This window comes from Kribbella sp. CCNWLW201, from assembly GCF_037203805.1.
Lineage (GTDB): Bacteria > Actinomycetota > Actinomycetes > Propionibacteriales > Kribbellaceae > Kribbella.
Genome location: NZ_JBBCBQ010000002.1, coordinates 205,382 through 223,846, shown reverse-complemented (window position 1 = coordinate 223,846; position 18,465 = coordinate 205,382). Strand labels below are relative to the sequence as shown.

General features: G+C 67.8%; 18 protein-coding genes. 14 read left to right on the top strand and 4 right to left on the bottom strand.

The genetic code is table 11. The features are described 5' to 3' along the window. Positions 1-73 precede the first annotated feature (73 nt). Positions 74-1,474, top strand: coding sequence for a class I adenylate-forming enzyme family protein (locus V9K99_RS10695; protein ID WP_337003675.1), 1,401 nt, complete (start codon positions 74-76; stop codon positions 1,472-1,474). Here the strand turns inward: V9K99_RS10695 and V9K99_RS10690 are convergent. Next, the gene (locus V9K99_RS10690; protein WP_337003673.1) at positions 1,405-2,013 is read right to left on the bottom strand and encodes a 4'-phosphopantetheinyl transferase family protein; all 609 of its coding nucleotides are present in this window, start codon (positions 2,011-2,013) and stop codon (positions 1,405-1,407) included. The two genes, V9K99_RS10695 and V9K99_RS10690, sit on opposite strands and share 70 nt — an antisense overlap. 17 nt (positions 2,014-2,030) lie before the next feature. On the opposite strand from V9K99_RS10690, the gene V9K99_RS10685 reads away from it, so the two are divergent. The 13 genes from V9K99_RS10685 (at position 2,031) to V9K99_RS10625 (ending at position 14,496) form a co-directional block, all read left to right on the top strand. Next, positions 2,031-2,285 carry an acyl carrier protein gene (locus tag V9K99_RS10685; protein WP_137259095.1) on the top strand — a complete coding sequence of 85 codons (255 nt, stop codon included), beginning with the start codon at positions 2,031-2,033 and terminating at the stop codon, positions 2,283-2,285. Further along, complete coding sequence (locus tag V9K99_RS10680; RefSeq protein ID WP_337003669.1) at positions 2,285-2,533, top strand: acyl carrier protein; 249 nt, start codon at positions 2,285-2,287, stop codon at positions 2,531-2,533. Before V9K99_RS10685 ends, V9K99_RS10680 begins: the two co-directional genes overlap by 1 nt. Then, positions 2,526-3,629, top strand: coding sequence for a beta-ketoacyl synthase N-terminal-like domain-containing protein (locus tag V9K99_RS10675; protein ID WP_337003667.1), 1,104 nt, complete (start codon positions 2,526-2,528; stop codon positions 3,627-3,629). Before V9K99_RS10680 ends, V9K99_RS10675 begins: the two co-directional genes overlap by 8 nt. After that, positions 3,626-4,105 (top strand): hypothetical protein, encoded by a 480-nt coding sequence (locus V9K99_RS10670; RefSeq protein WP_337003665.1) that lies wholly within the window; start codon positions 3,626-3,628, stop codon positions 4,103-4,105. Before V9K99_RS10675 ends, V9K99_RS10670 begins: the two co-directional genes overlap by 4 nt. Further along, positions 4,102-5,694: a class I adenylate-forming enzyme family protein gene (locus tag V9K99_RS10665; protein ID WP_337003663.1), complete on the top strand. Its 1,593-nt coding sequence runs from the start codon at positions 4,102-4,104 to the stop codon at positions 5,692-5,694. Before V9K99_RS10670 ends, V9K99_RS10665 begins: the two co-directional genes overlap by 4 nt. Beyond that, the gene (locus tag V9K99_RS10660) at positions 5,691-6,995 is read left to right on the top strand and encodes a beta-ketoacyl-[acyl-carrier-protein] synthase family protein (protein ID WP_337003662.1); all 1,305 of its coding nucleotides are present in this window, start codon (positions 5,691-5,693) and stop codon (positions 6,993-6,995) included. Before V9K99_RS10665 ends, V9K99_RS10660 begins: the two co-directional genes overlap by 4 nt. Continuing rightward, the gene (gene hppD / locus V9K99_RS10655; protein WP_337003661.1) at positions 6,995-8,065 is read left to right on the top strand and encodes a 4-hydroxyphenylpyruvate dioxygenase; all 1,071 of its coding nucleotides are present in this window, start codon (positions 6,995-6,997) and stop codon (positions 8,063-8,065) included. The genes V9K99_RS10660 and hppD overlap by 1 nt, the downstream gene beginning before the upstream one ends. Further along, positions 8,062-8,967, top strand: a complete 906-nt coding sequence (locus V9K99_RS10650; RefSeq protein WP_337003660.1) for a phytanoyl-CoA dioxygenase family protein — start codon at positions 8,062-8,064, stop codon at positions 8,965-8,967. The genes hppD and V9K99_RS10650 overlap by 4 nt, the downstream gene beginning before the upstream one ends. A 13-nt stretch (positions 8,968-8,980) precedes the next feature. Then, a complete protein-coding gene (locus V9K99_RS10645; RefSeq protein ID WP_337003658.1) occupies positions 8,981-9,766 on the top strand; it encodes a DUF3050 domain-containing protein in 786 nt (261 codons plus the stop codon). A 3-nt stretch (positions 9,767-9,769) separates the two neighbouring features. Further along, the gene (locus V9K99_RS10640) at positions 9,770-10,720 is read left to right on the top strand and encodes a thiamine pyrophosphate-dependent dehydrogenase E1 component subunit alpha (RefSeq protein WP_337003656.1); all 951 of its coding nucleotides are present in this window, start codon (positions 9,770-9,772) and stop codon (positions 10,718-10,720) included. Further along, entirely contained in the window at positions 10,717-11,688 is a 972-nt protein-coding gene (locus V9K99_RS10635; RefSeq protein WP_337003654.1) for an alpha-ketoacid dehydrogenase subunit beta, read from the top strand. Before V9K99_RS10640 ends, V9K99_RS10635 begins: the two co-directional genes overlap by 4 nt. Beyond that, positions 11,685-13,013, top strand: coding sequence for a hypothetical protein (locus tag V9K99_RS10630; protein WP_337003652.1), 1,329 nt, complete (start codon positions 11,685-11,687; stop codon positions 13,011-13,013). Before V9K99_RS10635 ends, V9K99_RS10630 begins: the two co-directional genes overlap by 4 nt. A gap of 142 nt (positions 13,014-13,155) precedes the next feature. Then, entirely contained in the window at positions 13,156-14,496 is a 1,341-nt protein-coding gene (locus V9K99_RS10625; protein WP_337003650.1) for an HNH endonuclease signature motif containing protein, read from the top strand. 356 nt (positions 14,497-14,852) lie between these two features. Here V9K99_RS10625 and V9K99_RS10620 read toward each other — a convergent pair whose 3' ends face one another. Genes V9K99_RS10620 through V9K99_RS10610 form a run of 3 tightly spaced genes read right to left on the bottom strand, consistent with a single transcriptional unit; the run spans position 14,853 to position 18,318 of the window. After that, a complete protein-coding gene (locus V9K99_RS10620; RefSeq protein WP_337003648.1) occupies positions 14,853-15,581 on the bottom strand; it encodes an SGNH/GDSL hydrolase family protein in 729 nt (242 codons plus the stop codon). Beyond that, on the bottom strand, positions 15,578-16,801 hold the full coding sequence (locus V9K99_RS10615; protein WP_337003646.1) for an MFS transporter: 1,224 nt from the start codon (positions 16,799-16,801) through the stop codon (positions 15,578-15,580). Before V9K99_RS10615 ends, V9K99_RS10620 begins: the two co-directional genes overlap by 4 nt. After that, the gene (locus V9K99_RS10610; protein WP_337003644.1) at positions 16,798-18,318 is read right to left on the bottom strand and encodes a class I adenylate-forming enzyme family protein; all 1,521 of its coding nucleotides are present in this window, start codon (positions 18,316-18,318) and stop codon (positions 16,798-16,800) included. Before V9K99_RS10610 ends, V9K99_RS10615 begins: the two co-directional genes overlap by 4 nt. Between the last annotated feature and the right edge of the window lie 147 nt (positions 18,319-18,465).

The window sequence follows — 18,465 nt, the reverse complement described above, 5'->3', positions numbered from 1 at the left end:
TCCAGTCATCGCCAGGCCTTGGTGGGGGTTCTGGTCTTCGAATCCTTTGTGTGCAACGAACTTCGGAGCTCGGATGACCATGGACGGTGCTGTCGTGGTGCCCGGAACCACCCAGGGTGCCCAATGGGTCGATGATGTGCTGCTGGCCGGTCCGGCGGATGACATTTGCTTTCGGTTGCCCGATCCGATTGACCGGGCGACACTGCGGCGGTTGGTTCGGGATCGGCAATCCGAGTTGGCGGAGGCCGGTTTTCGCGCCGGTGGTGCGGCCGCATTGCGGTTACCGCCGTCAATGGCGTTCATCACGCATTTGCTGGCGGTCTGGCGCAGCGGTGGGCAGGCGATCCTGCTCGATCACCGGCTGACCGACTACGAGGTCCGGCGCGCGATCGAGCGGCTGGTGCCGCAGGTGGTGGTGTCACCCGGCCGTCCGGTCCCGTCGGGGCTGCGCACGTTCGTCGAGGTCGAGACCGACGTGGCCAGTTACTCCGGTCATCCGGCCGGTACGACGCATGCCGTCGTACAACTCAGCTCTGGGTCGACTGGCCCGTCGAAGGTGATCGGACGGACTGCGGAGGACCTCGTCGAAGAGGTACTGCGGTACACCCAGATCGATGGTGTGCCGGTGCGGGGTGAGCGGCTGATCCTGCTGCCGTCGATGGTGCATGTGCTCGGCCTGGTCGGCGGTCTGCTGTACGGCCTGCACGCCGGCATCGAGTTGGTCCCGCCGGCGCGGCTCACCGGTGACGCGATCGTTCAGGCCATCGCGGCGGGCACGTCGCCGGCGACCGTGCTCGGAGTGCCGTTCCACATCGGTCTGCTCGCGTCGGTGCAGGAGCCGCCGAGGCTTCCGCAGTTCAAGCGGATGACGACCGGCGGTGAGCTGGTGCCGGCCGCGGTGTCACAGTCGTTCGAGGCCAAGTACGGCGTACCGCTCGGGAACATGTACGGGATGACCGAGGTCGGGGTCATCGGCACCGATCTGTACGGCGAACATCGTCCGGCGATCCGTCCGGCTCCGGGGATCGAGGTCCGCGCGATCGACGGCGAAATCCACATCCGCCGGCCGGAATCGCCGTACCTCGGGCTGTCCGACCCGGCTCGTTGGGCGGACGGCTGGTTGCGAACCCGCGACGCCGGGGTCATCGACGCGGAGACCGGCCTGGTCAGCATCAAGGGCCGGCTCGACTCGCAGGTCTCCGTCGGGGGCATGAAGGTCGACCTGACCGAGGTCGAGTACACCCTGGGCACGCTCCGCGGCGTCGAGGCCGCGGTGGTCGTGTTCGACGGCTCCATCACCGCCTACCTGCAGCTGCGGGAGCGCCGCGACGTCGCCGTCCTGGAGTCCGAGCTCGCGCAGCGCCTGGCGCCGTACAAGCGCCCCCGTACCCTGCGACTCCTCGATCAACTGCCCCGAACCACGACCGGAAAGCTCGTCCGCGACCTCACCGTCCTCCGCAAGGCAGCCCCGTGATGCTCAGTCAGAAGCACCTCGGTCGCTATCGCGGGCAACGCCACCGCCAACACGGTCTGCTGATCGACTGGCAGGTGCTGGACCGCGAGGCTCGGCTCGGACAGCACCAGACCTGCAGGCAAAGGCATTCGGCGGCGGAGTCCGGTCTTGCGGAGGCCCAACCCGAGCGCCTTGCCGACAGCTTCCTTCGCTGTCCACAACGTCAGGAACGCGGTCAGCTCATCAGGCTGGCGAGCCATCCACTCCAACTCGGCCGGATCGAACCAGCGTCGAGCCAGCCCGGCGACCTCTCGCGGGTACACGTCCTCGACATCCACACCGACCGGGCCGACCGCGGACGCCGCGACCGCCACGAGGGTGCGGCTGTGGCTGATGCTCACCGCGAGGCCATCGACGGACGGACGCCCGGTCGGCTCGTACTCGAGTACTGCGGTGCGGTCGAGGAGCGCACCGGCGAGTTCCAGCAGCAGATCCCTCGCAGTCGAGCGCTGGTCATCACCGGCCGGCGCCACCCACACATGCACTCGACCGTCTCCCACCGAAAGAAGGTAACGCGATGAAGGACGAAGTACGCGCATTCGTGATCGCGCAACTGCAGGACATGAACTACGACACCGAGGGCATCGACGACGACACCACGCTCGGCCCGGCCGGGGTCGACCTGGAGTCGCTCGCGCTGGCGGATCTGTCGGTCCGGGTCGAGGACCGGTTCGGCGTACGGTTCTCTGACGACGAGTCCGAGCAGCTTGCGTTGATGACGGTCGGCGAATTCACCACCGAGGTGGCCGGCCGGGTAGCCCAGCAAGTCTGATGACCACAGGTTTTCCGCCCCCGCCCTCCCCACCCCCGCCCGGGCGGGCCGACATCATCAGCTGGCTGACAGGCCTCGGTGAGCGACCACCCGGCGCCGAACGGATCGACTCGATGGAGCTGGCCTGGCTGGTCCATCAGGTCGAGCAGCGGTACGGCGTGGAGCTCTCCGACGACCAGCTCGAACGCATCGCCACTGTCGACGACGCGGTCACGGTGCTGGCCGAGGTGCTGACCAGCCATGTCTGAACCCAGACCGGTCTCCGTCACCGGCCTCTCGATCCTGACCGCACTCGGCCGCGGCCCTGAGGCCCAGTTGGTCGGTACGGCGGCCTTCAGTGAGGTCCAGCGCTTCGACACCAGCAACCGTCGTGTGCACCACGCCGCCACGGCTGCTGACGTCGGCACGCTGGAAGAAGAGCTGGACCTGGCAATAGCCACCGCATGTGGTCAGGCCGGTGTCGACCGCAGTACGACACCTCTCTTGCTCGCACTGCACACCGCACCGTCCTGCGACTTCGGCCAGCAACGCGTCTACACCAGTGCATGTGTCTCAGCCAGTACGGCGGTCGCCGACGCGGCAACGTTGATCCGCGCTGGCCGGGCTGACCGGATCGTCGTAGCAGCTGCCTATCTGGTCGAGCCAGACCAGTACGCCCTGTTCGACGCCGGTCGCGCGCTCTCCGACGACCACACCGTCCGCCCCTTCAGCCTCAACCGTCGAGGCCTGTTGCTGGGAGACGGTGTAGCCGCAGTAGTCCTGGAAGCGGGCGAGGGGCTGGCTGAGATCGCGGGTTGGGCCCGCACCGGAGACGCCTACCACCCCTGCCAACCGTCCCCGGACGGCCGAGGCCTGGCAGCCGCAATCCAGGCCGCACTCCAGAAGGCCAACCTGTCACCGGACGACATCGGCTACATCAACGCCAACGCCACCGGCACCACCTTCAGCGACGCCGCCGAGGCCGCCGCAATCACCCAAGTCTTCACGCCCCGGGCCGCCCCCGCTGGTGGGTCAGCCCACCAAAGTGTGGGTTCGCACCCCGGATTGCGGGTGGCCAACCCACACGCTGGTGGGTCAGCCAACCAAAGGGGAGTGGCGGTGAGTTCGACGAAGGGGGTGCATGGGCATGCGTTGGAGGCTTCGGGGCTGGTTGAGCTCGTGGTGACTGTGCAGGCTTTGCGGGAAGGCAAGTTGCCTGTGAATGCGGGTTTCCTCGCAGCCGACCCGGCCTGTGACCTCGATCTGATTCTTGATGCGCCGCGGCAGGCGCGGTCGCCGTACGGGATGACGTTGAACTCGGCGTTCGGGGGCGCGAATACCGCGTTGGTGGTGTGTGCGGGATGACGCCGGACCTCGAGGTGCTTGGTGAAGGGCGTTGGCCGGAGGCTGGTGATGACGTCGCGGCAGGGCCGCCGGCGTTGCCCGGGTTCGTGTTGTCGACGTTCAACCCGTTGGCCGCGGTGGCCGCGGATCGTTGCCTGAGCTCGCTGTCCGTGCGGCCCTCAGAACGAACCGGGATCGTGCTCGTGAGTGACGGGGATCGGGTCAGCGCTGAGCATGTGAAGCAAGCAGTTGCTGAGGGCAAGCGAATCGGTCCGCTGTTCTTCTTCCAGTCGGTGCCGAACAGCGTCGCGGGGCTGATCGCCGCGAAGTGGCAGCTGCGCGGACCGGTCGTGTGTGTGACGGACGGCGGACTCGACGAGGCCGCCTTGCTGATCGGTGACGGGGACGCCGACCAGGTGCTGATCGTGGAAGTGCTTGTGGACGGCGAAGCCGAGCAGGCGACCGCCCGGATCGTGAGTTGGGGAGTTCGAACATGAAGAGTCTGAGAGCCCGGCTGGCCGCCGATCCCGAGATCGGCACGGGCAATGTCCTGCAACGGGTGATCGCCCACGGCGCCGATCTCAACGGTCCGGGGCTTACCTTCGACACATCGGTCGACCACTACCCGGCCGAGCACCCGCTGACCTTAGGTGAACTCGACGAGCGAGTACAGGCCCGGACCGCCTGGCTGCACGAGCACGGCATCGGCCGTCGGGACGTGGTCGCGATCTGGGCCACCGAGGCCGCCGACATCGTGCTCAGCTTCCTGGCGCTGACCCGTCTCGGCGCGATCCCCGCGCTGATGAACGGCAAGATGAGCCCGCCGATCGCCGACGAGTACATCCGCCGCCTGCGCGTCACCGCCGTACTCGCGGACGCTGCTCATCGGCCGCTCCTGCAGACGGAAGTCCTTGCCGAGCCGAAGGAGCTCGGCTCCGGCGATCCGGCCAAGGCGCCCGAGCACTACCGCCACCACGGTGACGACCCTGTCGTCATCACCCACACCAGCGGCACGACCGGCGTACCCAAGGCTGTTCTGCACACGCACACGACCTTGTACGCCGCCCTGAAACACCTGCTCACGATGCCGCAGGCGCAGGGCACCGACAGGATCCTCAACGCGCTGCCGATCCCACACACGGCGACGGTCCTGATGGTCAACCAGGTCCTCGGCAACCGGGCCGAGATGCTGCTCCTGTCCAGCCAGGACGCGCCCGACGTACTGCGGCAGATCGAACGCTGGAAGCCGCGTGCCGTCTACGGATTCGCGGTCACCTGGGCCGGCCTGGCTCGCGAGGACCTGAGCCAGCACGAGCTGGACTCGGTGCGGATGTGGTTCAACACCGGCGACTGCGCGCATGAGCCGCACATCCGCAAACTCGTTGCCGTCGGCACCCGTGAGACCGTCACCAGGGCCGGGCGTACGACGGTCAAGGGCTCGCACTTCGTCGACGGTCTCGGCTCCAGCGAGATGGGTCACAACGGTTTCCACATCACGCACACGATCGACAGCGACCACTACGGCCGCTGCATCGGGAAGCCGTACCAGTTCGCGCAGGCCGCCGTACTGAGTTCGACCGGCGAGGAGCTGCCGGCGGGCAAGGTCGGACTGCTCGGGTTCCGCTCGCCGTCCGTCTCACCCGGCTACTGGAACGACTCGGTCAACACGTACCGCTTCCGGTTGAACGGCTGGTTCCTCACCGGCGACCTGGCCTACCGCGACGACACCGGCCACTACTTCCACCTGGACCGGATCCCGGACGCGGTCGCCGGGTTCGAGGGTCCGCAGTTGTTCACCTCGATGTCCGAGGAACGCATCCTCGCGGCGCTCCCCGAAGTCCTCGACTGCACGGTGATCATCGTCGAGGAGGGCGGCCGGTACGTCGCCGACGTGCTGCTCGAACTGAGCCCCGACGCACCGGACGTCGACCGGACCGCCCAGGTGAAGGCGGCGGTCGGCGATGAGGTGGCAGCGATCATCCGCAAGGTCAGTGTGGTCGGTGGCGACGAGGTGCCGGTCACCGTCACCGGCAAAGTCCGCAAGGTCGTCCTCCGCGAGGAGCGGTTGACGGGAGCGGAAGCATGAGCGCGGACGGACGGCCGACGGCCGGCGCCGGGGGCCGGATCCCCGCCGTCACGATCACTGGGATGGGCCTGCTGACACCCGTAGGTCGCGGTGTCGAGACCGTGTACGACGCTTTGCTGCACGGCCGATCCGGGATCGTGAAGCCCCCGGCCGACCATCCGATCGCGAACTCGATCGAGCTCGCCGGGATCCTGCAACCGTTCGATCCGGGGAAGATCGCGAGCGGGCCGGACGGCAAGGTCATGGACCGCACGGTCATCCTCGCCCAACTCGCCACCGAGGACGCCCTCGCCGACGCCGGTCTGACGGTCGGCGACAACGTCGACCCCGAGCGTATCGGCGTGATCATCGGTGGCGTCGGCGGGATGGCGACGCTGGAGCAACAAGTCCTCGCCCGAGCCGAACGCGGTCGCGCCGCCGTCAGTCCCTACCTGCTGACCGGCATCCTCCCGAACATGCCGGCCGCCCGCGTCGCGATCCGCTTCGGCCTCCGCGGCTACACCTCATCCGTCGGTACGGCGTGTGCCTCCGGAGCACAGGCGATCGCCGACGCGGTCCGGCTGATCCGGTCCGGCGAGGTGGACGTCGTACTGTGCGGAGCCAGCGAGGCGCCGCTGTTCCCGACGTTCGCGGAGACGTTCGCCAACGCCCGGGCGCTGGCACGCGGTTGGGACGATCCGGCCGAAGCCAGTCGCCCGTTCGACCTTCGTCGCAACGGATTCGTACTGAGCGAGGGCGCGGCGCTGCTGGTCCTGGAGAGCGCAGAGCACGCCGCCGCACGCAATGCGCCCGGCTATGCGGACGTCGTGGGTTACGGGGTGAACTCCGATGCCCATCACCCGACCGCTCCCCGGCCTGATGGTGTTGGCGCGGCGACGTGCATGCGAAAGGCCTTCAAAACAGTCGATCCGGCACGCATCGGCTACGTCAACGCGCACGGGACCAGCACCAAGCTTGGTGACGTCGCCGAATCAGTGGCCATCGGACTGGCCTTCGGCGATCACATGCCGGCCGTGAGTTCCACGAAGGCGCTCACCGGTCACATGCTCGGCACCTCAGGCGTGGTGGAGGCCGCCGCGACCGCCCTGGCCGTCAACACCGGCCTGGTGCCACCGACGTACCACCTGGACGACCCGGACCCTGCGTGCCCGCTGGACCACGTCCGCAAGGAACCGCGGGACGTCCGGCCGGAGTACGCGCTGTCGAACTCGTTCGGGTTCGGCGGCCAGAACGTGAGCCTGCTCTTCGGCACCGCCAGTACGCCGGAGCGGCGACAGATCAACAGTGAGGTGAGGGTTTGATGGAGATCTACGGGATCGACCACGTGGAGCTGTATGTGGGCGACGCTCGGCAGGCCGCGTTCTACCTGGGACACGCATTCGGACTGCAGATTCACGGACAAGGTGGTCCCGAGACCGGTCTGCCGGATCAGCGGTCGCTGCTGTTGCGGGAGGACGCCGTACAGATCGTGCTGACGTCCGGTCTGGCCGCGGACCACCCCGCGGCGGCGTATGTGCAACGCCACGGCGACGGGGTCGCGATCGTCGGACTGGAGGTCGACGACGCGACGGCGGCGTACGGCGAATTGGTTGCCCGAGGCGCCCAAGGACTGCAGGAGCCGGTCCGGTACGACGGTGGCGAGACGACCGTGGTGATCGCGGAGGTGGCTGGATTCGGTGATGTGATCCACCGACTGGTCGAGCGGCACGGACCGCGGCACGACTTCCTGCCCGGCCGGATCCACATCACCGAGCCGAGTCGTGGACCGGACGAGAAGCTGTTCAGCGAGATCGACCACCTGGCCATCTGCGTACCGGCCGGCGAGCTCGAGCCGACGGCGAAGTTCTACGAGGACGTGTTCGGCTTCCCGCGGATCTTCGAGGAGTACATCGAGGTGGCCGGCCAGGGGATGGACTCGAAGGTCGTCCAGAGCCCGTCGAAGCACGTCACCTTCACCCTGATCGAGCCGGACCCGAGCCGCCGACCCGGCCAGATCAACGACTTCCTCGCCTGGCACGCGGGCGCCGGCGTACAGCACATCGCCTTGCGCACCAGCGACATCGTCGAGGCGGTCAGCACCTTGGCCGGTCGCGGGGTCAACTTCCTCGGTACGCCGTCGACGTACTACGAAGCCCTGCCCGACCGGGTCGGTGAGGTGGACACACCGATCGAGGACCTACAGGAGCTCGGCATCCTGGTCGACCGCGACCACTGGGGTCAGCTGCTGCAGATCTTCACCGAGTCGATGCACGTCCGGCGCACGTTGTTCCTCGAGATCATCGAGCGGCGCGGCGCGATGACGTTCGGCAGCGGCAACATCAAGGCCCTCTACGAGGCGAAGGAACGCGAGCTGGCGGGAGCTGACGCATGACCCTCGAATTCAAGTTGTCTGAGGAAGAGGTCGAGCTATTGCCGACCGACGAGGACGTTGCCTTCTACCACGAGCACGGCTGGTACCTGTCCAAGAAGCTGCTCACCGACGACGAGACCGACGAGCTGGTCAACGCCAGCGAGCGCTACTACGCCGGCGAACGCGACCGGACCTTGCCGACGGCGCCGCCGAAGCTCGCGTACTGGGACCCGGCGAAGGGCGATGTCCAGCGGCACAACGACTACGTGCACTACGAGCACGACGGCCTGGCCAAGATCCTGCGCAAGCCGTTGATCGGCGCGGTCGCGGCCCGGCTGGCTCAGGCGGACGAGATCCGGATCTTCCAGTCCACCCTGATCTACAAGCCGCCGATCGAGGGCGAGCCGTCGAACATCGTGCCCTGGCACTTCGACAAGCACTACTGGTCGTCCTCGTCGTCGGACCGGATGCTGACCGCATTCATCCCGTTCCACGACTGCCCGCCGGAGATGGGCACGATCACCATGGTCGACGGCAGCCATCGCTGGCAGGAGATCGGTTCCGACGACACCGTCGTACGCCACTTCGCCGAACGCGACCGGTCGCAGCTGGACGAGATGCTGGCCGAGAACGCGGCGTACAACGACGCCGAGGTGGTCAGGGTCCCGATCACGATCCCGCGCGGCCACATGAACTTCCACCACTGCCGGACGTACCACGGCAGCGGTGCGAACGTCAGCGACCGCCCCCGCCGGGCGATCTCGCTGCACCTGCAGGACGGGAACAACCGTTATCGCGAGTTCCCGCTGTCCGACGGAAGCCTGGCGTCGTACAACCACGACGTCCTGGTACGGCGGACGTCCGACGGGCGGCCCGACTACGCCGATCCCGACTACTGCCCGACGCTCTGGGCCGATCGCTAGAGGAGTGCAGCACATGTCCCGTTACGACTGGGGTCAAACCCACCCAGGTATCGAACAGTTGGAGAAGGCGGTCACGGAGGCCCGCGACACGGTCGTCCAGCACCCGCTCTACGCGAACCTGGACACCCACGAGGCGCTGGTCACCTTCATGGAGCACCACGTCTTCGCGGTCTGGGACTTCATGTCCCTGCTGAAGTCCCTGCAACGCGAACTGACCTGTGTCACGGTGCCGTGGATCCCGACCGCGCACACCGGCAGCCGCCGGCTGATCAACGACATCGTGATGGTCGAGGAGAGCGACGAGCTCGGCGAGGGCTTCATCAGCCACTTCGAGCTCTACGTCAACGGCATGGTGGAGGCCGGCGCGGACACCACCGCGATCTCGGGGCTGATCGATCGGCTCCGCGACGGTGGTTCGGTGGTCGAGTCGCTGCACGCGGCCGGCGTACCGCAGGCGTCGATCGACTTCGCCGGCACCACCTGGGACATCATCGAGAACGCGCCGATCCACTGCCAGGCGGCCGCGTTCGCGTTCGGCCGGGAGGACCTGATCCCGGACATGTTCACCCAGGTGGTCGCGGTGAACGAGCGGTCCAACAAGCTCAACACCTTCGTCGACTACCTCGAGCGGCACATCGAGGTGGACGGCGAACAGCACACCCCGATGGCGATGCAGATGGTCACCGACCTGTGCGGTGACGACCCTGCCAAGTGGGAGGCCTGCGCGGACACCATCAACACCGCGTTGGCCGCCCGCGCCCGCCTCTGGGACGCCATCCTCGCCGCGGTGAAGGGCTGAACCATGACGAGGGTCGATCTCTACCGGACCGTGCGGCTGATTCGCCGCTTCGAGGAGCGCGCGATCGAGTTCGTCCGGTCCGGTGAGATCGTCGGCGGCATTCATCCGTACGTCGGTCAGGAGGCGATCGCGGCCGGCGTCTGTGCGGCGCTGAAAGCCTCCGACGTGATCACCAGCACGCATCGCGGTCACGGCCACGTGCTGGCCCGGGGCGTGAACCCGGCCCGGCTGTTCGCCGAGCTGATGGGCCGGGAGTCCGGGCTGAACAAGGGCCGCGGCGGCTCGATGCACGCGGCCGACTTCAGCCTCGGCATCCTCGGCGCCAACGCGATCGTCGGCGCGGCCGGCTCGATCGCGACCGGCGCCGCCTGGGCCCATCGCCGGCAAGGACGGGACACGGTCGCGGTCACCTTCTTCGGTGACGGTGCGATGAACGAGGGCATGCTGCTCGAGGCCTTCAACCTGGCCGCGCTCTGGCAGGTGCCGGTCGTGTTCGTCTGCGAAAACAACGGCTACGCCACCACGATGCCGGTCGCGTCGGCAGTCGCCGGCAGCATCACCGGCCGGGCTCGTGCGTTCGGCATCCCCGCCTTCACCATCGACGGGCAGGATCCGGAGAAGGTGCTGGCGGCAACCTCTTCGGCCGTGGCCAGGGCCCGGTCCGGGAAGGGGCCGACGTTCCTGGAATGTACGACGTACCGCTTCGATGCTCATCACACCTTCGAGCACCGGACGCGGCTCACCTATCGCTCGACCGAGGAAGTCTCCGCTGGGTGGTCGCGGGACCCAGTGGAGATCCAGGGCGCACGACTGACCGCATCCGAGCGGGATCAGGTCGATGCCGAGGTCGAGGCCCTGCTCGACGCGGCAGCCGGGATCGCGCTGGGCAGCGCCCATCCCGACCCGGCTGCCGCACTCGAGTACCTGTACGCATCGCCGGAGGTGCTTCGATGAAGCTTTCGTACCTGAAGGCGCTCAACCGGGCACTCGGTGATGCGATGGATGCCGACCCGTCGGTGTTCCTGCTGGGGGAGGACATCCGGGTCGCGGCCTCCAACCTGACGGCCGGTCTCTTCAGCCGGTTCGGTCCGGAGCGGGTGCTGGACACTCCGTTGTCGGAGCAGGCGTTCACCAACTTCGCCACCGGTGCTGCGCTGGCCGGCATGCGGCCGGTGATCGAGTTTCAGATCCCGTCGTTGCTGTTCCTGGTGTTCGAGCAGATCGCCAACCAGGCGCACAAGTTCTCGCTGATGACCGGCGGTCAGTGCAAGGTTCCGGTGACGTACGTCGTACCAGGCTCGGGCTCGCGGACCGGGTGGGCCGGGCAGCACTCCGATCACCCGTACAGTCTGTTCGCGCATGTCGGAGTGAAGACCGTGGTGCCGGCGACGCCCGCGGACGCCTACGGTCTGCTGGTCTCGGCGATCCGGGACGACGATCCGGTCGTGGTGTTCGCACCGTCCGCCGCACTCGGAGTCCGGGACGACCTCGACTTCAGCACGTTGGCGGCGGTACCGCTCGGCGCCGGCCGGATCGCCCGGCCCGGCACCGATGTCACGGTGGTTGCCCTCGGCCACCTAGTCCAGGACGCGCTGGCGGTCGCCGACGAACTGTCCGGGCTCGGGATCTCGGTCGAGGTCTTCGATCCGCGGACCGTCTATCCACTCGACGTGGACGGCCTGACCGCGTCTTTGGCCAAGACCCGCCGGTTGGTGGTGATCGACGACTCCAACCGGACAAGCGGGTTCGCCGCCGAGATCCTCGCGGTCGCCGCCGAGCACTGTGCTTTGGATGCACCTCCTCGCCGGGTGACCAGGCCCGACGGCGCCGTCCTGCCGTTCGCCCTTGCGCTCGACCGGGCAGTCCAACCTGGCCGAGACGGTTTGGTGACCGCGATTCACGCCGTACTGGAGGACTCATGACTGACCTTTGGCCCCGCTTGTCCGAGGACGTTCGTACGGCGATCGTCGCGCGTGGAGTCGAGTCGTGGCAGCAGGTGTACGACGGCGTCGCGACGCACAACAAGGAGTGGCGACCGCTTCGGCCGCCGATCATGTCGGTCGAGTCCTATCGCTCGGTGACCGACATCTCGGCAACCGTCGCCCGGCTGATCCTGGACGCATGTTTGCGACGGGCAACGACCGCGGGGGAGTTGCGGCAGCTGCTCGGGATGCCGTCCGGCGCGATCGACTTGTTGGCCGAGGACTTGCCGTTGAGTGAGGAGCTGCTCGGCGGTGTGCGTGCGGACATCCTGCTGGCGGACGGTACGCCGTACGTTGTCGAGGCCAACATCGACAGCGCCCTCGGCGGTGCGCACGATTCCGACGGGGTGGCGCGGCGGTTCCTCTCGGCGTACGGCGGTGATCCAGTGCTGAGCGGGATCGGGCTGACCGCGCCGGCCTCGGCCGTCGACGCTCGCTACGAGGCGGTGCGCTCGGCCTTGGGGATGAGTGGGCCGGATCGGCTCGCGATGCTCTTCACCACCGGTGGTTCGTACCCGGGCTCGCAGGACGGGCAGGCGACGATCAAGCTGCTCGAGCCGTTCAGCGAACGCGGTCGCCAGCTCGGCCTCGACATGCGCGTGTTCCCGGTCGAGTGGCTGACCCTCGACGACGCCGGCCGACTCTGCGTCGACGACGGCCCGATCGACGCCGTACTCCGGATGTTCGTCCCCCAAGGCACCAAACCGAGCGCCGGCCTCGACGCCCTGGCGACAGCCGTCCGGACCGGCACAGTCCGCATGTTCACCCCCACCGCCAGCTGGCTCCTCGCCAGCAAGTCCATCCTCGCCTGGCTTTGGGAAGACCTGGCTGTGCTTTCTGTTGAAGACGCCGAGGTGGTACGACGCCACGTCCCACAAACGTCCGTGTTGTCAGCAGACCTCCGCCCGCGGGCTCTCGCCGAACAGGAGCGTCTCGTCCTCAAGCCGTCCGGCTCGTACGGCGGTGTTGGTGTCGTCGTCGGCCCCGAGGTGTCGGCGCACGCTTGGCAGACAGCCGTCGACGCCGCGATCACCGAAGGCGGCTACATCCTGCAGGCCCACGTCACCGTCGACCGCCTGACGATGCAGTTCGTCGAGGTGGCGACTGGTGCGGTGCACGAAGCCGCCGTCCCGTTCTGTATAGCGCCGTACATCTTCGGAGGGGCGGCCGCCGGCGCCTACCTCCGCTTCGCCGTCCCCGGCGCCGGACCAGTAGTCAACGTAGGCCAAGGCGCCCTCACCAGCGGCCTGTTACTGGTCGAGTGAGTGCTACCAGGTTCTGACTGGCGGGCGGCGACTTCTTTGGGATTGTGGATAAGCTGGCAGGAAGGTGTCAATCTCGGAATCCCTTGCAGATAAGGGGTTTTCGGCTCGAAAACTGTCGGTGTGCGTGCCTAGAGTCGGTGGCATGGAATATCTGGACGAGCGGCCGGTTTGGTCGATGAGCGGCGCCGAGATGCTGGCTGCTCTCGACGCGCTGCAGGCCGAGCACACCAGGATCCAGGTACGCCGCCTTGAGCTGCTGGCCGCCCTTGAAGCGATCGGCCACGCCAAGGAGATCGGCGCCCGCGACACCGTCCACCTGCTCTCGATCCGGCACCGGCTCGACACCACTGAGGTACGACGCGACCTCCGCCTCGCCACCGCCTTGCCCAAGTACCCAGCCGTGCGCGCCGCCCTCGACACCGAGACGCCGCTGAACCAAGCCCAGGCCGAAGCCATCGTGTCCGCGCTGGAGAAAGTGCCGCCGTCGGCGATGGTCCCGGTCGAGAATCTCCAAGTCGCTGAGGAAGAGCTGGTGAAGGCAGCCGGAGTGCTGACACCCAAAGACCTGCGCACCCTCGGCAAACAGTTCCGCGACCGTCTCGACCCCGACGGCCCCGAGCCCGGCCCCGACGACGCTCTGGCGCGGGAGGAGTTGTGGCTGAAGAACGCCGATGACGGCGTCAAGTTCGGCGGCTACCTCGCCGGTGAGAACGCCGAACTCCTGCGGACGTTGATCTTCGCCGGCGCCAAACCCCACAAAGCCCTCGACGGCGAACGGGACCCGCGCGGCCGCGGCAAACGCCAGGCCGACGCCTTGACCGCGATCCTCAACGCCGCCGCCGGCACCGGCACGGCCGTCCCCGGCCACGGCGACATCAAGCCGCATATCACCGTCACCATCGACCTCGAAGACCTGAGAACCGCCGGCGGCACCGGAGACCTCGTGCACGGCGATTCGCTCTCCGCGGCCGCAGTACGGCGCCTTGCCTGCGACGCCGGCGTAATCCCGATGGTGCTCGGCTCGAACTCCGAACCCCTCGACGTCGGCACCGAGCAGCGATTCGTCACCCGAGCGATGCGCCAAGCACTGAACGCCCGCGACAAGGGCTGCATCATCTGCGGTGCGCCACCGGCGATGTGCGAAGCCCACCACATCATCCACTGGGCCGACGGCGGAGCAACCGCGCTCGACAACCTCGCCCTCCTCTGCAAGCGCGACCACATCGAAGTCCACCACGGCCACTACACCGTCCAAATCCTCAACGGCCGCCCCACAGTCACCCGCCCCACCTGGGCCGACCCCAACCCACCACAACCACCCCGGCCAACTCACCCAAGCCAGAAGGCCCCACCACCACGTCCCCACGCCCCAACAGACATCCCCTCCCCAGGACCAGACTGGCTAACCCCCATCAACCTCCACCCACCCACCAACACCCCAACAAGAACGCCCCCCATCCACCCCACCACCACGCACTCATAACCACCCCCGCCCAGCCCCCCACCTGTCAACCCACCGAACGAGGCAGCCAACGACCACCACCGCACAACCACCAGCCAGACCTGACGATGCGGTTCGTTGAGGTGGCGCACGGCTGGAGCCACGCGTCGGGCGTGCCCTTCTGGATGGCCGTACCCTCCCGGCGGGGCGGCGCTTACAGCCGGCTCTGGCCGTATCCACGCGGGCGGCACTTTGTGCATGGGATGAGTACGCCGAAGCCGACGACGTGCTCATCTCATGCACAGAGTCGGCTGCGCGGAGCTGGCTTGGTGGTCGGACTCTTGCGTGGCCTGTGTCTGCGGGGGAGTTGGTTGCTGTTGGGGTGTTTGGTGATGGGCTCAGGGGCGGAGGTGGTTGGCGAGGGTTCGGACGGTTTCGGTGGTGGCGACGGCGTCGCTGCGGGCGTTGCCGTGGCGGCCGTCGGAGCTGTAGAGGCCGGGGTTGGTGGAGAGGGGGTGGTCGGTGAGGTTGATGTGGATGGTGCCTAGTTTGTCGGCCAGGGCTGCGGTTCGGGTTGAGAGGGTGCGCATGCGTTGGCGGAGGCCGGGGCGGAGCCAGTCGACGATCGCCGGGCTGTAGGAGACGTCGAACATGCCGAGCGTCATCACGTCGGCGCCGGCGTCCTGCAGGGTGGTGATCATCGTGGTCAGTTCGCGGTCGACGCGGTCCGGGTCGTAGGTGGCCGGGAAGGCGTCGTTGCCGCCGCCGACGACCAGGGCGAGATCAGGGCCGAAGGCAACGGCCGGATCGAGCTGGGTGGCGAGGATCTCGCGGGTCCGCAGGCCGCTGACGCCGAGGTTGAGGTAGGCGAGGTCGGGGCGGATCGCGCGGAGTTCGGCGGCGATGCGGTCGGCCCACTGCAGTTCGCTGTAGCCGGCGACCGGCTCGCACAGGCCTTCCGCGACGCTGTCTCCCAGTACGACGAAGCGGCGCCAAGGGTGGCCGGCGAGGAGTTCGGCACTCTCGCCCGGCCGGAGGCAGTAAGGATCGGTCGCCTCGGTCAGATGGTCTGGATCGGTGGCCTCGGTCGCCTCGGTCAGGTGGTCCGGATCGATTGCGTCGGTCACGCGGCCTCCAACCGTGTTGGGGCGGGTTCGTCCAGGATCCGGCCGGGGCCGCGGCGGATGAGGGGGTAGACGCTGACGATCAAGCAGGCGATACCGCAGCCGATGAGGGCCGGGATCAGGCCGAAGCCGCTCACCAGTTCGCCGGCCAGCAGGGCGCCGAGGGGGAGTCCGGCGAAGGAGGTGGCCGCGACGAGGCCGATCACGCGCGCCTGCAGGTCTTTCGGGACGTGTTCGTAGAGCACCGCGCCGAAGACCGGGTTGATGGCCGCGATCCCGATCCCGGACAGGAACGTCACCGCCATCACCAGGACCAGGTGGTCGCTCAGTCCGAGGACGAGCAGGCGCGGACTGCCGCCGATCAAGGCGCCGAGGGCGAAGGTCAGGTAGCGCGGCACCTTGGTGGCGAGTACGGCGAACCCGATGCTGCCGAGCAATGCACCGGCCGAGAACGCTCCGAGGGTGAGACCGAGACCGGCCGGTGAGCCGAGTTCTTCTGCGACCCAGAGCGGGATGAACACCGCCGTACTCGCGCTGGCGAAGATGTTGATGGCGAAGGTGGTGATCAGCATCGTGGCGAGCAGCGCGTCTCGTCGTACGTAGGAGAAGCCCACCGCGAGGGAACGGAAGTACTTGTCGCGTCGAGCGTCTACTGTGGTGCCCGGCGGATGCACGAAGGCGGCGACCAGCAGACCGCACACCACGAAGGTTCCCGCGTCGATCCACAGGACCGAGGCCGCGTCCGTCCAGTAGATGAGCAAACCGGCCAGCGGGGCACCCAACAACGTCGCTCCACGAGAGAACGCCTCGTGCAACGAGGTCACCCGGATGAGCGCCACCTCGGCCGCCTCCGCCATCGGCCGTACCAGCAACTCCTTCGACCGATCCGCGACCCCTCGCAACGCACCCGCCACGGCCACTAGCAACAGCAGCGCCGCGAATCCGAGGCTGGTGGTCGCGGCGATCGCGGCCACCGCCACCGCACTCGCCAGGTTCGCGATGATCGAGGCCGAGCGTGCACCGAGACGGTCGATGACCGGACCGCCCATGATGCTGGCCACGATGTACGGCACCATCTCGACGGCCGCGACCAACCCCATCCGGGCCGCGCTCCCGGTGGTGACCAGCACCAGCCACGGGATCGCCACCATCGAGACCCGACTGCCCACCGCTGATAGGACATCCGCGGCGAACAGAACCACCAACCCACGCCGCGGCGTCATGCCTGTGGGTGCAGTTCTGCGTAGAGCTTGCGGAGGGCAACCTTGTCCACTTTGGCGATCCGGGTGAGCGGCAACTGATCCACGAAGTCGATCGCGGCCGGACTCCACATCTCGTTCAGGGTGTCGGTGACCAACTGCTGGAGCTCGGCGGCCGGAACAGGCGAGCGGGTGACGACGAAGGCGTGGACCGCTTCGCCGACGACAGGGTCGGGTACGCCGATCACGGCGGCGGCGCGTACGGCGGGATGGGCGGCCAGCACGTCTTCGATCGGGCGGCAGAAGATCGCCCAGTTGCGCCGGGTGGTGACGATCATGTCGTGCACACGGTCGACCAGGAAGAGGTACCCGTCCTCGTCGACGTACCCGAGATCGCGCGTCCGCAACCACCCGTCGACCAGCGTCTCCGCGGTCAGCTCCGGCTTCCCGAGGTACCCCGCGAACGTGAGCTTGCTCTGCACCCACACCTCCCCGGTCTGCCCAGCCGGCAGGACCTTCCCGTCGTCGTCCCGGATCTCCACGAGCACATCGCCGTACGGCGTGCCGGCTGAGGCCAACCGCTCAGCGGGGTCCTCGGTCAGACCCGGCAGCGCGGTGACGACGACGGCCTCGCTCAGCCCGTAGACGATCCGCAGCACCGGGCCGAAGCGCGCGATGCCCTGCCGCAGCCGCGCAGGTGTGGCCGGGCCGGCGCCGACGTTGAGCATGAACAGGCTGCTGCAGTCGAAGTCTTCCCCGCCGGGGTGGTCGAGCAGTTCGTAGAGCATCGGCGGCGTGACATAGGTCGACGTGATCCTCTCCGTCGAGACGATCCGGTAGAACTCGTCCGGCGACCAGGTGTCGGTCAGGAACAGGACCCCACCGGTGAACAGGTTGAAGAAGCTGGTGATCTGACCACTCGCCAGCCACAACGGCGATCCCGAGTAGTGCCGCAGCACCGGGAAGTCCTGAGCGACGAAGGCCGTCGCCAGCTCGAGGATCTGCTCGTAGAACGACTGCGTGTGGTGGACGAGCTTGGGGTCCCCGGTCGTCCCGCTGGTCTGCAACACCGAGTCAGGCGCGGGCGTCTCCGAGATCTCGTACGGCGTGGATGCCGGGACCGAGACCAAGTCGCTCAGTTCAAAGGAAGGCATCGGTGCAAGCGACTCGGCCAGCTCGCGACCCAGTCCACCGTCGTACACGAGCGCGTCCGCGTCGGCCAGTACGGCGAACCGGTCGATCTCGCGGCGGGACGTGATCGGCGCACACCACAGGACCCGGCAGCCGTGCAGGTGCAGGGCGAGTTGGAGGGCCGGGGCGTCGAAGCAGTTCGCCGCCATCACCAGCACCTTGCCGCCCGGCCTGATCCCGGCGTCCCGGACCGCGGCGGCGATCCGCAGTACGTCGGTGATCAGTTCGCCGTACGTCGCCCGGCGGTCACCGCGGACCAGCGCGGGACGCTCCGCAAAGCGCTGAAACAGAGTTAGCGCCCGCAGCACATAATTGCTGCTGTGCTCGGGCACGACGAATTCAGGCGGCATTTCGTCAATAGTCCCCTCGACTCCGGCCACCCCCAGCCGTCGGCGCGACTCTACTGGATGCGCGGACCCCTGGAAAGAGGCTGGAATCCGTTCTAGCGTAGGCGTGATCGTCGCTCTGCGGAGTCGGCCGATCACTCCCTACCGTAG